We start from the raw sequence: 13985 nt of genomic DNA on the forward strand, positions 1-13985 counted from the left end.
TCGCCTGTAGGACCGTCGAACATCTTCATGGCCGCCACCCGCCGCTCCGCCGCCGCTCCGTCCGCCGCCGTTTCGTCCGTCGTCGCCTCCGCGTCGGCACCCACCGAGCCCGACTCCGGGGTTCGGCGCACCCACCTGCCCGGGGGGCTCCGCGTCGTCACCGAGCACGTGCCCGGCGTGCGCTCGGCCGCCGTCGGCGTCTGGGTGGGCGTCGGCTCCCGCGACGAGCAGCCCTCCGTCGCCGGTGCCGCCCACTTCCTCGAGCACCTGCTGTTCAAGGCCACCCCGACCCGGACCGCGCTCGACATCGCCGAACTCGTCGACGGGGTCGGCGGCGAGCTCAACGCGTTCACCGCGAAGGAGCACACCTGCTTCTACGCCCACGTGCTCGACGACGATCTGCCCCTGGCCGTCGACCTCGTCGCCGACGTCGTGCTGCGCGGCCGTTGCCGCAGCGCCGACGTCGACGTCGAACGGCAGGTCGTCCTCGAGGAGATCGCAATGCGCGACGACGATCCCGAGGATCTGCTCGGCGACGCGTTCCTCACCGCCCTGTACGGCGACCACCCGATCGGCCGTCCGATCATCGGCTCGGTCGAATCGATCGAGGCGATGACCCGTACCCAGTTGCACTCGTTCCACGTGCGGCGGTACACGCCGGACCGTATGGTCGTCGCCGTCGCCGGCAATGTCGATCACGACCACACCGTGGAACTGGTCCGTCGCGCGTTCGCCGGGCACCTCGACCCCGCCACGACCGCCGCCCCGCGCCGCGAGGGCAGTCTCCGCCTGCGTACGACGCCGACGCTGAGCATCACCGACCGCGACGGCGAGCAGGCCCACCTGGCGGTCGGCGTGCGATCCTTCGGCCGCCACGACCACCGGCGCTGGGCGCTGTCGGTGCTCAACACCGCCGTCGGCGGCGGCTTGAGCTCACGGCTGTTCCAGGAGATCCGGGAGAAGCGCGGCCTCGCCTACTCGGTGTACTCGGGTGTGGACACGTTCGCCGACACCGGCGCTTTCTCCGTCTACGCCGGCTGCCAGCCCGAGAACCTCGGTGAGGTCGCCGCGCTCGTCCGCGAGGTGCTCGCCGATGTCGCCGAGAACGGCGTCACCGAGGCCGAGTGCGCCCGCGCCAAGGGTTCGCTGCGCGGGGCTCTGGTCCTCGGCCTCGAGGACACCGGGGCCCGGATGAACCGGATCGGACGCAGCGAACTGAGCTACGGCACGCACTGGAGCGTCACCGAGACGCTCGAGCGGATCTCGTCGGTGAGTGCGGCGGAGGTCCGCGCCGTCGCCGCCGAGCTGCTGCACCGGCCGTTCGCCGCGGCCGTCGCCGGACCGTACCGCCGGCCCCGGGACCTGCCCGCCTCGGTGCGCGTCCTCGTCGCGTGACCGCGGGCTGAGCACGGTCGAGGTCGTCCGGTTGCGTAGGCTGCTGCGGGACGGCGATCGGACGAGGAAGCGTGGAGAGTCAAGTGAACGCAGCAGCAATTCGGGTGGGTGTGCTCGGCGCCAAGGGCAAGGTCGGACAGGCGATCTGCGCGGCCGTCGAGGCGGCCGCCGACCTCGAGCTCGTTGCCGCGGTCGACCGGGGCGACAGCCTCGACGACTTCGTCGCCTCCCGGGCACAGGTGGTGGTGGACTTCACCCACCCCGATGTGGTGATGGGCAACCTGCAGTTCCTCGTCGAGCACGGCATCCACGCCGTCGTCGGCACTACCGGATTCGACGACGCACGACTGGACCGGGTCCGCGGCTGGCTGGCCGCGCAGCCGGAGGTCGGCGTCCTGATCGCGCCGAACTTCGCGATCGGTGCCGTGCTGTCGATGCGCTTCGCGCAGGCCGCCGCGCGGTTCTTCGACTCCGTCGAGGTCATCGAGCTGCACCACCCCAACAAGGCGGACGCGCCGTCGGGCACGGCCTACCGCACCGCGGCGCTCATCGCGCAGGCCCGCGCCGCGGCCGGTGTGGGCCGCAGCCCCGACGCCACCAGCACCGAACTCGAGGGTGCCCGCGGCGCCGACGTGGAGGGGGTGCGGGTGCACTCCGTGCGTCTGGCCGGGCTCGTCGCACACCAGGAGGTGCTGCTCGGCACCCAGGGCGAGACCCTGACCATCCGCCACGACTCGATCGACCGGTCCTCCTTCGCGCCCGGCGTGCTGCTCGGCGTGCGCGAGATCGGGGGCCGGCCCGGCCTCACCATCGGCATCGACCCCCTCCTCGACCTGTGAGGGGCGACCTGGTCAAGGTCCTCGCGCCGATCGCCTTCATCGTCGTCGCGCTGGGGTTCTACTTCGTGCTGCTCGGCGGGCGCGGGCTCGAACTGGTGCGCTCCGGCAACGCCGCGGCCGTCGGGCTCGGCATCGGCGTGCTGCTGCTGCCGTTGGTGGGCGTGTGGATCGTCTACGCCACCGTGCGGGCCGGTTTCCAGCACCAGCACCTGTCCCGGCGGATCCACGAGGAGGGCCTCGAACTCGACGTGCGCGACCTGCCGCGCCGGCCGTCGGGCCGGATCGACCGCGACGCCGCCGACGCCCTGTTCGAGCGGGTCAAGAAGGAGTGGGAGGCCGACCCGGACAACTGGCGCAACTCCTACCGTCTCGCCCGCGCGTACGACTACGCCGGCGACCGCGGCCGGGCCCGGGAGACCATGCGCCGGGCCGTCGCGCTCGAGAAGCTCGAGCGCACGCAGTCCGCCGATTGATCATGCGCCCCGGCGTCGAGCGAATGTATCGTTCATCTCCTCAGCGGTAGCGGGCGATACATTCGCTCGGTCCACGCCCCGGCCGAAGCCTGACCGCGGTTGCGGTTGTCGTTGCGGGGCAGGGACACCGATCGGTCGGCGACGTACCCTGCAGGGTGTGACCGAGGCCCCCGCCGACGGTGAGCGCACTCTGCTCGTCGTCCACCACACTCCGTCCCCGTCGACCCGCGAACTGCTCGAGGCGGTGCTGGCCGGGGCGCGTGACCCCGACATCGTGGGCGTGCGGGTGCGGACGGTGCCGGCGCTGGGCGCGACCGTGCCGGACGTGCTCGCCGCCGACGGTTACGTGTTCGGCACCACCGCGAACTTCGGATACATGTCGGGGGCACTCAAGCACTTCTTCGACACCGTCTACTACCCGTGCCTCGACGCCGTCGCGGGCCGGCCGTACGGGTTGTGGGTACACGGCAACAACGACACCGCGGGCGCCGTCGCCTCGGTGCGCAAACTCGTCACCGGCCTCGCCTTGGCGCAGGTCACGGAGGATCTCGAGATCACCGGGCCGATCGACGCAAAGGTCCGTGAACGCTGCTACGAACTCGGGGCGACCGTCGCGGTGTCCGTGTCGGAGGAGTGCTGACCGTCCGGGACGTCGCAGGCACCGGACACCGCGCGGTGCGTCAGAGCTGCTGCTCGACGAACTTCGTCAGGCCCCGCTCGGCGGTCTCCATCGCCATCTTCTGCGCCTTCTTGACCATGAAGCCGGGCAGCGGGATCTTCGGATCGATCGTGAGGGTGAAGTCGACGCGGGTGCCGCTCTCGGTGGCGGTGAGGGTGTAGGTGCCGTCCTGCTGGTGCTGCTGGTGGCTCTCGACCAGGGTCCAGGACATCGATTCGTCGCCGTTCCAGTAGTAGTCCACCACCTGCTCGTCGTGGAGACCGATGATGGAGACGGTCATGCGCACGCGGTGCGGGCGGCCGTCCGGGTGGGTGGTCTCGACGACGACGGTCTTGTGGGGCCCGGACCACTCCGGCAGCCGGTCGACCGCGGCGATTCCCGCCATCACGCGACCCGGGTCGGCCTTGATCTCGAAACTGCTGGAACTGCTGACGGCCATGGGCTCACTTCCTCGTCTTTCGGGTGACGTGCGTCGGCAATGTACCGCACGGCCTCCCGCTCAACCGTCCTCGCGCTCGGACGGTTCCGCCGTAGCGGACGGGCCGGGCCCGGTCTCCTCGGCGCGACGCGTCGCGGCGCGCTCGTCGGCGCGGCGCTGATACCGCATCTGCTCGCGCAGCGCCCCCTGGACGGCCTGCGACACCCACGAGTTCAGTGACACGCCGTTCTGGGCCGCCGCCTCCTCGGCGCGTGCCTTGATCTGCTCGACGAGGCGCAGCGTCACCCGGCTGATGTCCCCGGTGACGTCCTCGAAAGTCGTTGCGGTGCCTGTGGTTTCGGTGGGCGCATCCGTGTGCACCTCGAGCACCGCCGCGCTGCCGTCGAGACGCACGGTGACCACCCGGTCGCCGAGCTCCTTCGAGACCTCCGCCGCCATGTCCGACAGTGCCCGCAGCACGGCCAGGCGGGCGGGCGCGGCGACCGCTGTGGCGAGGGCTGCCGCGGTCCGGCGGGTCTGTTCGTCGCCGAGCTCCGCGGCGGCGACGAGGGACTCGGTGATCGCGTCCAGGTACGGGTCCAGGTTCATGACGCCATACTGATGTCAACGATGATGTCAGTCAAGACGTCAACACGCGGCCCGCGTCCGGTGCCGCCCGCGGCGGCGCTACGGTTCGACTGGATCGACAACCTGGAGGAGAACCGATGGCGCCCGAGCCCGTCACGCTGAAGGTCAGGCTGGTGGCCAAGACCGAGTTCGTCCCGCCCGCCGACGTGCCCTGGGAGACCGACGCCGACGGCGGGGAGGCACTCGCCGAGTTCGCCGGCCGGGCCTGCTACCAGAGCTGGTCCAAGCCCAACCCGCGCACGGCCACGAACGCCGGGTACCTACGCCACCTGCTCACCGTCGGGCACCTGTCCGTGCTCGAGCACGGTTCGGTGAGCTTCTACATCACCGGCATCTCCCGGTCGTGCACCCACGAACTCATCCGGCACCGGCACTTCTCCTATTCCCAGCTGTCCCAGCGGTTCGTCCGCGGCAGCGACGCGCCGGTCGTGGTCCCGCCGGCCGTGGCGGGGGATCCGCGGCTCGAGGAACTGTTCCTCGCCGCCGCCGAGTCCAGCCGGGCCGCGTACATCGAACTGCTCGACGCGCTCGACGCGAAACTGTCCCACCTGCCCGAGGGGCCGATCCGCGCGAAACAGGCCCGCGAGGCCGCGCGATCGGTGCTGCCCAACGCCACCGAGACCCGCGTCGTCGTCACCGGCAACTACCGGTCCTGGCGGCACTTCGTGGCCATGCGCGCGACCGAGCACGCCGACGTCGAGATCCGCCGCCTCGCCGTCGAGTGCCTGCGTCAGCTGCAGGACGCCGCGCCGAACATCTTCGGCGACTTCACCATCACCCGCCTGCCCGACGGCTCCGAGGTCGCCGCCAGCGCCTTCGCCGCCGACACCTGACCGGCAGGTGTGTGTGGAACAGCCCCCGTCACGCGGTAGCCTTCTGACCATGACCAACGGTGATTCCGCTTCTGCTGTCGAGCTTCCGTTCGGCACCATCGCCACAGCGATGGTGACCCCGTTCACCGCCGACGGCAAGCTCGACGTGGACGCGGGTGTGCGTCTTGCCGCCTACCTGGTCGACGGCGGCTGCGATGCGCTGGTTCTCGCGGGCACCACCGGCGAATCGCCGACCACCACCGAGAACGAGAAGCTCGAGCTGATGCGCGCCGTGCTCGCCGCGGTGGGGGACCGCGCGAAGATCATCGCCGGCGCCGGCAGCAACGACACCGCCCACAGCGTCGAACTCGCCCGCGACGCCGCGCGGGCCGGCGCCCACGGCCTGCTCGTCGTCACTCCGTACTACTCGCGGCCGCCGCAGGCCGGGCTCTACGCCCACTTCACGGCCGTCGCGAACGCCACCGACCTGCCGGTCATGCTCTACGACATCCCACCGCGCTCGGTCGTGCCGATCGAAACGGAGACGCTGCGCCGGCTCGCGGAGCATCCGCGCATCGTGGCGGTCAAGGACGCCAAGGGCGACCTCAACGCCGGTGCCGAGCTCATCGGCACCACCGACCTTAAGTTCTACTCCGGCGACGACCCGCTGAACCTGCCGTGGCTGTCCGTCGGCGCCGTCGGATTCGTCAGTGTCATCGGGCATCTCGTTCCCGGCCGGCTGCGCGAGCTGTACGACGCCTTCCAGGCCGGCGACCTCGTCCGCGCCCGCGCGGTCAACCTGAGCCTCATGCCGATCCTGCGCGCCGTCTCCCGCCTCGGCGGGGTGAGCGCGTCGAAGGCAGGTCTGCGGTTGATGGGTCTCGACGTCGGCGAGCCGCGCCTGCCCCAGGTGGCGCCGACCTCTGCGCAGATCGACGCGCTCGCCGCGGATCTGCACGCCGCGGGGGTGCTCGCGTGAGCCGCCCGTCGCGCGGCCGGGGCCGCGCCACCCGCAACGCCGGACCGCCCAGCGGCCGGCCCGCGCGCCGGACCGTGCAGACCTCGGCCAACACCCAGCGGCCCGATCCGCGCAAGGTGGCGGACATGTCGGGGCGCCTCGGCACCCCGCCGAAGGCGCCGCCGAAGGGCCTGCGCGTCGTCGCGCTCGGCGGCATCGGCGAGATCGGCCGCAACATGACGGTCTTCGAGCATCAGGGCCGGCTCCTCGTCATCGACTGCGGCGTGCTCTTCCCCGAGGACCAGCAGCCCGGCGTCGACCTGATCCTGCCGGACTTCCGGCACATCGAGGACCGCATGGACGACGTCGAAGCCGTCGTCCTCACCCACGGCCACGAGGATCACATCGGGGCGGTGCCGTTCCTGCTGCGCCTGCGTCCCGACATCCCGGTCGTGGGCTCGAAGTTCACCCTCGCGCTCGTCGCCGCGAAATGCCGCGAGCACCGGCTGCGGCCCAACCTCGTCGAAGTCGTCGAGGGGGACAAGACCACGCACGGCCCGTTCGAGTGCGAGTACTTCGCCGTCAACCACTCGATCCCGGACGCGCTCGCCGTCGCCGTCCGCACCGAGGCCGGGCTCGTGCTGCACACCGGCGACATCAAGCTCGACCAGTTGCCGCTCGACGGCCGCCTCACCGACCTCGCCGGATTCTCCCGGCTCGGCGACGAGGGCGTCGACCTGTTCCTCGTCGACTCCACCAACGCCGAGGTGCCGGGCTTCGTGATGCCCGAACGCGAGATCGGCGGCGTCCTGGACAACGTCATCGGCAAGGCCACCCAGCGCGTGATCGTCGCGTCCTTCGCCAGCCACGTGCACCGCATCCAGCAGGTCGTCGACGTCGCCGGGCGGTACAACCGCCGCATCGCCTTCGTCGGACGGTCGATGGTGCGCAACATGCAGATCGCGCAGGACCTCGGCTACCTGCGGGTGCCGGACGGGCTCGTCGTCGATCTCGACACCGCCGCGACATTGCCCGACAACCGGCTCGTGCTGATCTCCACCGGCTCGCAGGGTGAACCGCTGTCCGCGCTGTCGCGCATGGCGCGCGGCGAGCACCGCCAGATCAACATCAAGGCCGACGATCTCGTCATCCTGGCTTCCTCCCTGATCCCGGGCAACGAGAATTCGGTGTTCGCGGTCGTCAACGGCCTCGCCAAGCGAGGCGCCACCGTCGTCACCCAGCAGAACGCGAAGGTGCACGTCTCCGGCCACGCCTCCGCGGGCGAGCTGCTGTACCTGTACAACGCGGTGCGCCCGACGAATGCGATGCCGGTGCACGGCGAATGGCGGCACCTGCGGGCCAACGCGGCGCTGGCCGAAGCGACCGGGGTGCCGCGGGACCGGATCGTGCTCGCCGAGGACGGCGTGGTCGTCGACCTCGTCGACGGGCTCGCGGAGATCGTCGGACAGGTACCCGTCGGCCACGTCTACGTCGACGGCCTGTCCGTCGGTGACGTCGGCGAATCGACCCTGTCGGACCGGTTGATCCTCGGCGAGGGCGGCTTCATCTCCATCTCCGTCGCCGTGGACGAGAACGGTCGCGCCGTGAGCACCCCGGGGGTGTCCGGCCGCGGCTTCTCCGACGACCCGGGAGCGCTCTCCGAGGCCGCGCAACTCGTGGACAAGGTCCTCAACGAGCTCGCCGCCGAGGGTATCGACGACGCCCACCGCATCGCCCAGGCGATCCGCCGTGTCGTCGGGCGCTGGGTGTCCGACACCTACCGTCGCCGGCCGATGATCGTGCCGACGGTGATCACCGTCCCGGGCCCGGCGTAGCCGCGCCGGCGCAACCGCACCCTGCCGTGCCGGACGGTCCGGCGCTACCGGACGGTCCGGCACTACAGTGGGCCGCGTGAGCCTCGCCCGTGACGAACGACACGCACTCGTCCGCACCATGACACAGACCGGTCCCGACGCCCCCACCCTGTGCGGGGACTGGACCGCCCGGGACCTCGCCGCCCACCTCGTGGTCCGCGAACGCCGGATCGACACGATGCCGGGCATCGTCCTGCCACCCCTGGCCGGGCACACCGAGCGGGTGCGCGCCGAGGCGGCGGGAGGGTCGTGGGAGCAACTGCTCGCCGACATCGAGTCCGGACCGCCGATCTGGTCGCCGCTGTACCTCGTCGACGGACTCGCCAATGCCGCGGAGATGTTCGTCCACCACGAGGACGTGCGGCGCGCCGCGCCCGGGTGGGAGCCGCGACCGCTCGACCCGTCGACCCAGGACCGCCTGTGGCAGATGGCCCGGCAGGTCGGCCGGCGCGGCTATCGCGGCACCGACGTCACGGTGGTGTTCGAACGCCCCGACGGCACCCGCGCGACGGTCCGGCGTCGCGGGCCGCGCACCGTGGTCCTGCGCGGCGAACCCGCCGAGCTGCTCCTGCATGCGTTCGGCCGTGACGAGGTGCGCGTCGAGACGTCCGGGGAGGCGGCCGACGTCGCGGAGGTCGCCGCATCCGGTCGCGGCATCTGATCCGTCCCGGCGCCGGTGTGACCACCGCGTGCGGCTGATGCCGGTGTTGCGGATGGTTCGGTTGTGGACATTGCGACTAACCTGACGGGTATGGCAGGAAAGTCGGGTGCCCGCGGATCGTCGTCAACGACCTCACGGTCGAGGTCGGGCGCGCGCGGCTCGTCCGCCGCCGCGGGCTCGTCGTCGCGGATGAAGAGCAGCACCCGCAAGCCCGCCCCGACGACCCGCCGGCAACCGGCCGCGCGGCGCCCGGCCCGCGCCACCACCCCCCGGCGCAAGGCGCCCGCCCGCTCGTCGCGGGGCAGCGTCCTGCACACGCTCGGTCGCGGGATCGGGAGCGGCTGGACGATGATCGCCCGCGGTGTGGGCGCCACCACCCGCACGATGGGCAGGGTGACGGAGGTCGAGCACGGCCACCGCCGCGACGGCATCGCCCTCGGGCTCATCGCCGCGAGCGTCGTCGTCGCCGGCACCGTCTGGTTCGCGGTCGGTGGCCCGCTCGGGGGCTGGCTCGAGACCGCAGTCCGCGCGGTCGTCGGCGGCGCCAGCGCGGTGCTGCCGCTGGCCGGCCTCGTGATCGCCGTCGTCCTCATGCGCACCGAGCCGCGGCCGGAGATCCGGCCCCGGCTCGTCCTCGGGTCGCTGCTCGTCGCGCTTCCCGCACTCGGCCTGTGGCACATCGCCTCGGGTATGCCGGACGACGGCCCGGGCCGCGAGGGCGGCGCCGGGTTCGTCGGCTACCTGGTGGGCGGACCCCTCACCGACGGTCTGACGGTGTGGCTGTCGGTTCCGTTGCTGCTGATGGCGGCCGGCTTCGGGATCCTGCTGCTCACCGGCACGACGATCCGGGAACTGCCCGGCATGTTCCGCGACTACTTCGGTCTGCACTACCGAGCCGACGACGAGTACGGCGAGTACGACTCGGACGCTGCCGGCGGCTACGACCCGGAGCGCGACCCGACCCTGTTCGACGCCGACGGCTATCCCGTCGAGCGGCGCACCCGGACCCGGCGGCGCACCCCGGTCGAGAACTACCCCACGGACGAGTTCGACGGCGACGCCCGCACCGAGGTGCTGCCCCTGTGGGAGCCGGATCCGGCGCCCGCCACGTCGCCGGCACCCGAACCCGAACCGGCGCCGGAACCGCCGCGGGCCCGCACCCGGCCCAAGGCGGTCCCCGCACCGGTCCCGCCGGCGGAGGAGCCACCCGCCGACGACAAGCTCGAGCCGCTCGTGCCCGATCGGGTGGTCGAGGGCGACTACACCCTGCCGTCGCTCGGGCTGCTGCTCGAGGGCGACCCACCCAAGCAGCACAGCTCGGCGAACGATCAGATGATCGAGGCCATCACCGAGGTGCTCGAGCAGTTCAAGATCGACGCCGCCGTCACCGGCTTCACCCGCGGCCCGACGGTCACGCGGTACGAGGTGGAACTCGGCCCGGGTGTGAAGGTCGAGAAGATCACCGCACTCGCCCGCAACATCGCCTACGCCGTGGCCACCGACAACGTGCGACTGCTCGCGCCGATCCCCGGCAAGTCCGCGGTCGGCATCGAGGTCCCGAACTCGGATCGTGAGCTGGTGCGTCTCGCCGATGTGCTCGCCGCACCGTCGACCCGCAAGGACCATCACCCGCTGGTGATCGGGCTCGGCAAGGACATCGAGGGCGACTTCGTCTGCGCGAACCTGGCGAAGATGCCGCACCTGCTGGTCGCCGGCTCCACCGGCTCCGGCAAGTCGAGCTTCGTCAACTCGATGCTGGTGTCGCTGCTCGTGCGCGCCACGCCGGACGAGGTCCGGATGATCCTCATCGACCCGAAGATGGTCGAGCTCACGCCCTACGAGGGTATCCCGCACCTGATCACGCCCATCATCACCCAGCCGAAGAAGGCGGCCGCCGCCCTCGCGTGGCTGGTGGAGGAGATGGAACAGCGCTACCAGGACATGCAGGCCAACCGGGTGCGGCACATCGACGACTTCAACACCAAGGTCAGGTCCGGCGAGATCACCGCGCCGCTCGGCAGCGAACGCGTCTACCGGCCCTACCCGTACATCCTGGCGATCGTCGACGAGCTCGCCGACCTGATGATGACGGCCCCGCGCGACGTGGAGGACGCGATCGTGCGGATTACCCAGAAGGCCCGCGCCGCCGGCATCCATCTGGTGCTCGCCACGCAGCGGCCCTCGGTGGACGTCGTGACCGGCCTGATCAAGACGAACGTGCCGTCGCGGCTCGCGTTCGCCACGTCGTCGCTGACCGACTCCCGGGTCATCCTCGACCAGCCCGGTGCCGAGAAGCTCATCGGCATGGGCGACGGCCTGTTCCTGCCGATGGGCGCCGGAAAGCCGATCCGGATGCAGGGCGCGTTCATCACCGACGAGGAGATCGCGGCCGTCGTCGACTTCGCCAAGAACCAGAAGGAACCGGAGTACACCGAGGGCGTCACGACGGCGAAGGCGGGCGAGAAGAAGGACGTCGACCCCGACATCGGCGACGACCTCGACGTTCTCCTGCAGGCGGTCGAGCTGGTGGTGTCGAGCCAGTTCGGTTCGACGTCGATGCTGCAGCGCAAGCTGCGCGTCGGCTTCGCGAAGGCGGGTCGGCTGATGGATCTGATGGAGACTCGCGGCGTCGTCGGTCCCAGCGAGGGGTCCAAGGCGCGGGAGGTCCTGGTCAAACCGGAGGAACTCGACGGCCTGCTGTTCTCGATCCGCGGCGGCGGGGACGGGGAGGCGCCGGCGCCGGCGGAGTAGGGCCGGCGGCACGGTTCGATGCCGCGACCCGCGTGTGGTTGAATGGGAGACGTGGAGGGGAGTATCCCCTAACCCGCGGCAGTTCCGTCAACACGTGCGACACCGATGTCGTTCCGGGGCTGCCGACCTCGAAGCCGCACCGTCGAGCTGCGATCCGAGGTGGGAGAGACCTCCGGTGGTTAGCTGTACCTACCGGAGGAATATCTGCCGATGCATGTCACCCCGCTCACCTGGATCGTCACCATCCTGGTGATTCTCGGGCTCTTCGTCTTCGACTTCTACGCCCACGTCCGCAAACCGCACGCGCCGTCGCTGCGCGAGTCAGGCTTCTGGTCGGCGGTGTTCATCGGCCTCGCCGTGGTGTTCGGCGTCGTGGTGTTCGCGATCTGGGGGCCGACGTACGGCGGTGAGTACTTCGCCGGTTACGTCACCGAGAAGGCCCTCAGCGTCGACAACCTGTTCGTGTTCGTCATCATCATGTCGACCTTCGCGGTGCCGCGCGAGTACCAGCAGAAGGTGCTCACGATCGGCATCGTCCTGGCGCTCGTGATGCGCGGGGCGTTCATCGCCGTGGGTGCCGCGGCCATCAACGCCTACAGCTGGGTGTTCTACCTGTTCGGGGCGTTCCTCATCTACACCGCGATCAAGCTGATCCGCGAGCACGGAGACGAGGTCGAGCACGAGAAGGAGCGGGAGAACCGCATCGTCTCGCTGGTCCGCAAGGTGTACCCGACCACCGACGAGTACCACGGCGACAAGCTGTTCACCCGGATCGACGGCAAGCGCTTCGCCACCCCGATGCTGCTCGCCCTCGCCGCCATCGGCTTCACCGACATCCTGTTCGCGCTCGACTCGATCCCGGCGATCTACGGCCTCACCAGCGAGCCCTACCTGGTGTTCACCGCCAACGCGTTCGCCCTGATGGGCCTGCGGCAGCTGTTCTTCCTCATCGGCGGTCTGCTCGAGCGGTTGGTCTATCTGTCCTACGGCCTGTCCGTGATCCTCGCGTTCATCGGCGTCAAGCTGGTGCTGCACGCGCTGCACGAGAACACCCTGTCGTTCGTCAACGGCGGTGAGCACGTCGCGGTGCCGGAGATCTCGACCTGGCTGTCGCTGGGCGTGATCGTCGGCGTGCTGGTGGTGACGACCGTCGCGAGCCTGCTCAAGACGCGCAGCGAGAAGGCCGACCTCACCTGACCTTCCCGCCGCGCCGGTGACGGGCGTCAGTCGTTGAAGACGCCCATCACCGGGAGCCACTGCGTGATCCGGACCTCGTCGAGCAGCCCCTGGCGGGCGAACGGATCCTGAGCCATGACCTCCCGCACCGCGGGCTCGTCCGCGGCCTCGACGAGGATCAGTGCGCCGGACCCGTCGGCCCACGGGCCGGTCGCGCGCACCGTCCCGGCCTCGACGAGTTCGCCGAGCCAGCCGCGGTGGGCGGGCCGGTGCTCGTCGCGGCCGCTCGCGGTGGCCTCGGAGTAGGTGTACTCGACGGCGAACAGGGGCATGGGTCCTCGCATTCGTGACAGGTGGGGGGAAGGGGGCGGCTCAGAGCGTGAGCAGCATCCGGGTGTTTCCGAGGGTGTTCGGTTTGACGTAGCTCAGATCCAGGAACTCGGCGACACCGGTGTCGTACGAGCGGCACATCTCCGCGTACACCTCGGCGGTGACGGGTGTGCCGTCGATCTCGGTGAATCCGTGCCGGCCGAAGAACTCGACCTCGAACGTGAGCACGAACAGCCGTTCGAGTTCGAGTTCGCGGGCGACGTCGATCAGGCGGGACACCACGAGATGGCCGACCCCGCGACCCTTGACCCGGGGATCCACCGCGACGGTCCGGATCTCGCCCAGGTCGGACCACAGCACGTGCAGGGCCCCGCAGCCGACCACGGTGCCCGCCGTCTCGGCCACCCAGAACTCCTGCACGGCCTCGTACAGCGTGACGAGGTTCTTCTCCAGGAGGATCTTGCCCGAGTAGATGTCGACCAGCCGCTTGATCTCCGGAATGTCGCCGGTTCGCGCACGTCGTACGAGGATGCGGTCGTGAGTCTCCTGGTCCGTCGTCCGCGAAGTCATAGTGGTGAACAGTAGCCGGTCGCTCTACCGATATTGTGTCCGTGTGCCGGTCGGATCCCCATGCTCACGTGTCGCCCCGGCGGACCCGGGTCCGCCTCGTCCTGCGGCGACGTCCGTGGCGCGGAGGCCGGCGTGAGCGCGCCGCATCCGGAGGTGGCCGGAACCGGCGGTGCGGCGGCGGCTCCCGGGCCGCATGCCCCCGCGGCCGCGGAGCCGGTCCCGCTGTGGAACATCGCCAACATCCTCACCATGCTGCGGATCGTTCTGGTGCCGGTCTTCCTTCTGGTGCTGTTCGTCGGCGACGGTCACGACGTCGCGTGGCGCATCGCCGCGACGGGTGTGTTCGCCGTCGCGGCGATCACGGACCGCATCGACGGACAGCTCGCCCGCAAGTACGGACT

At 70.6% G+C, this 13985-nt stretch carries 15 protein-coding genes; 11 read left to right on the forward strand and 4 right to left on the reverse strand.

Annotation, left to right across the window (positions count from 1 at the left end; translation table 11 throughout):
- Positions 1 to 27 precede the first annotated feature (27 nt).
- From AIIKEEIJ_RS22860 to AIIKEEIJ_RS22875, 4 genes are all read left to right on the forward strand, one after another.
- Entirely contained in the window at positions 28 to 1395 is a 1368-nt protein-coding gene (locus AIIKEEIJ_RS22860; RefSeq protein ID WP_029543310.1) for a M16 family metallopeptidase, read from the forward strand.
- Positions 1396 to 1478: 83 nt separating this feature from the next.
- The gene (gene dapB, locus AIIKEEIJ_RS22865; RefSeq protein ID WP_338021004.1) at positions 1479 to 2234 is read left to right on the forward strand and encodes a 4-hydroxy-tetrahydrodipicolinate reductase; all 756 of its coding nucleotides are present in this window, start codon (positions 1479 to 1481) and stop codon (positions 2232 to 2234) included.
- Positions 2231 to 2707, forward strand: coding sequence for a hypothetical protein (locus tag AIIKEEIJ_RS22870; protein ID WP_006948299.1), 477 nt, complete (start codon positions 2231 to 2233; stop codon positions 2705 to 2707). Before dapB ends, AIIKEEIJ_RS22870 begins: the two co-directional genes overlap by 4 nt.
- Positions 2708 to 2864: 157 nt before the next feature.
- The gene (locus tag AIIKEEIJ_RS22875; RefSeq protein WP_006948298.1) at positions 2865 to 3347 is read left to right on the forward strand and encodes a flavodoxin family protein; all 483 of its coding nucleotides are present in this window, start codon (positions 2865 to 2867) and stop codon (positions 3345 to 3347) included.
- A 40-nt stretch (positions 3348 to 3387) separates the two neighbouring features.
- Here AIIKEEIJ_RS22875 and AIIKEEIJ_RS22880 read toward each other — a convergent pair whose 3' ends face one another.
- Complete coding sequence (locus AIIKEEIJ_RS22880) at positions 3388 to 3825, reverse strand: SRPBCC family protein (RefSeq protein WP_006948297.1); 438 nt, start codon at positions 3823 to 3825, stop codon at positions 3388 to 3390.
- 60 nt (positions 3826 to 3885) lie between these two features.
- Entirely contained in the window at positions 3886 to 4413 is a 528-nt protein-coding gene (locus tag AIIKEEIJ_RS22885; protein ID WP_161996634.1) for a toxin-antitoxin system HicB family antitoxin, read from the reverse strand.
- Between the two features lie 116 nt (positions 4414 to 4529).
- On the opposite strand from AIIKEEIJ_RS22885, the gene thyX reads away from it, so the two are divergent.
- From thyX to AIIKEEIJ_RS22915, 6 genes are all read left to right on the forward strand, one after another.
- Complete coding sequence (gene thyX / locus AIIKEEIJ_RS22890; protein ID WP_006948294.1) at positions 4530 to 5285, forward strand: FAD-dependent thymidylate synthase; 756 nt, start codon at positions 4530 to 4532, stop codon at positions 5283 to 5285.
- A 49-nt stretch (positions 5286 to 5334) separates the two neighbouring features.
- Positions 5335 to 6243 carry a 4-hydroxy-tetrahydrodipicolinate synthase gene (gene dapA, locus AIIKEEIJ_RS22895; RefSeq protein ID WP_006948292.1) on the forward strand — a complete coding sequence of 303 codons (909 nt, stop codon included), beginning with the start codon at positions 5335 to 5337 and terminating at the stop codon, positions 6241 to 6243.
- Positions 6240 to 8057 carry a ribonuclease J gene (locus AIIKEEIJ_RS22900; protein WP_006948291.1) on the forward strand — a complete coding sequence of 606 codons (1818 nt, stop codon included), beginning with the start codon at positions 6240 to 6242 and terminating at the stop codon, positions 8055 to 8057. Before dapA ends, AIIKEEIJ_RS22900 begins: the two co-directional genes overlap by 4 nt.
- A gap of 76 nt (positions 8058 to 8133) precedes the next feature.
- Positions 8134 to 8757, forward strand: coding sequence for a TIGR03085 family metal-binding protein (locus AIIKEEIJ_RS22905; protein ID WP_029543318.1), 624 nt, complete (start codon positions 8134 to 8136; stop codon positions 8755 to 8757).
- Positions 8758 to 8847: 90 nt separating this feature from the next.
- A complete protein-coding gene (locus AIIKEEIJ_RS22910; RefSeq protein WP_202917468.1) occupies positions 8848 to 11508 on the forward strand; it encodes a DNA translocase FtsK in 2661 nt (886 codons plus the stop codon).
- 210 nt (positions 11509 to 11718) lie between these two features.
- The gene (locus AIIKEEIJ_RS22915) at positions 11719 to 12705 is read left to right on the forward strand and encodes a TerC family protein (RefSeq protein ID WP_006948285.1); all 987 of its coding nucleotides are present in this window, start codon (positions 11719 to 11721) and stop codon (positions 12703 to 12705) included.
- Positions 12706 to 12731: 26 nt separating this feature from the next.
- On the opposite strand, the gene AIIKEEIJ_RS22920 is transcribed toward AIIKEEIJ_RS22915, so the two are convergent.
- Together AIIKEEIJ_RS22920 and AIIKEEIJ_RS22925 are read right to left on the reverse strand one after the other, a co-directional pair.
- Positions 12732 to 13016, reverse strand: a complete 285-nt coding sequence (locus tag AIIKEEIJ_RS22920; protein ID WP_006948284.1) for a YciI family protein — start codon at positions 13014 to 13016, stop codon at positions 12732 to 12734.
- Between the two features lie 40 nt (positions 13017 to 13056).
- Positions 13057 to 13584, reverse strand: a complete 528-nt coding sequence (locus AIIKEEIJ_RS22925; protein ID WP_170914076.1) for an amino-acid N-acetyltransferase — start codon at positions 13582 to 13584, stop codon at positions 13057 to 13059.
- Between the two features lie 132 nt (positions 13585 to 13716).
- Here AIIKEEIJ_RS22925 and AIIKEEIJ_RS22930 point away from each other — a divergent pair.
- Positions 13717 to 13985, forward strand: a 269-nt coding sequence (locus AIIKEEIJ_RS22930) for a CDP-alcohol phosphatidyltransferase family protein (protein WP_338021005.1), incomplete at its 3' end; no start/stop codon positions are given.

Origin of the sequence: Rhodococcus sp. YH1, assembly GCF_009939605.1 — a bacterium.
GTDB lineage: Bacteria > Actinomycetota > Actinomycetes > Mycobacteriales > Mycobacteriaceae > Rhodococcus > Rhodococcus aetherivorans.

Excerpts from the sequence above, each read along its gene's own strand:
- thyX (WP_006948294.1), top strand. The coding sequence starts at position 4,530 with ATGGCGCCCGAGCCCGTCACGCTGAAGGTCAGGCTGGTGGCCAAGACC.
- dapA (WP_006948292.1), top strand. The coding sequence starts at position 5,335 with ATGACCAACGGTGATTCCGCTTCTGCTGTCGAGCTTCCGTTCGGCACC.
- AIIKEEIJ_RS22925 (WP_170914076.1), bottom strand. The coding sequence starts at position 13,584 with ATGACTTCGCGGACGACGGACCAGGAGACTCACGACCGCATCCTCGTA.
- AIIKEEIJ_RS22915 (WP_006948285.1), top strand. The coding sequence starts at position 11,719 with ATGCATGTCACCCCGCTCACCTGGATCGTCACCATCCTGGTGATTCTC.
- AIIKEEIJ_RS22920 (WP_006948284.1), bottom strand. The coding sequence starts at position 13,016 with ATGCCCCTGTTCGCCGTCGAGTACACCTACTCCGAGGCCACCGCGAGC.
- AIIKEEIJ_RS22885 (WP_161996634.1), bottom strand. The coding sequence starts at position 4,413 with ATGAACCTGGACCCGTACCTGGACGCGATCACCGAGTCCCTCGTCGCC.
- AIIKEEIJ_RS22910 (WP_202917468.1), top strand. The coding sequence starts at position 8,848 with ATGGCAGGAAAGTCGGGTGCCCGCGGATCGTCGTCAACGACCTCACGG.
- AIIKEEIJ_RS22880 (WP_006948297.1), bottom strand. The coding sequence starts at position 3,825 with ATGGCCGTCAGCAGTTCCAGCAGTTTCGAGATCAAGGCCGACCCGGGT.
- AIIKEEIJ_RS22860 (WP_029543310.1), top strand. The coding sequence starts at position 28 with ATGGCCGCCACCCGCCGCTCCGCCGCCGCTCCGTCCGCCGCCGTTTCG.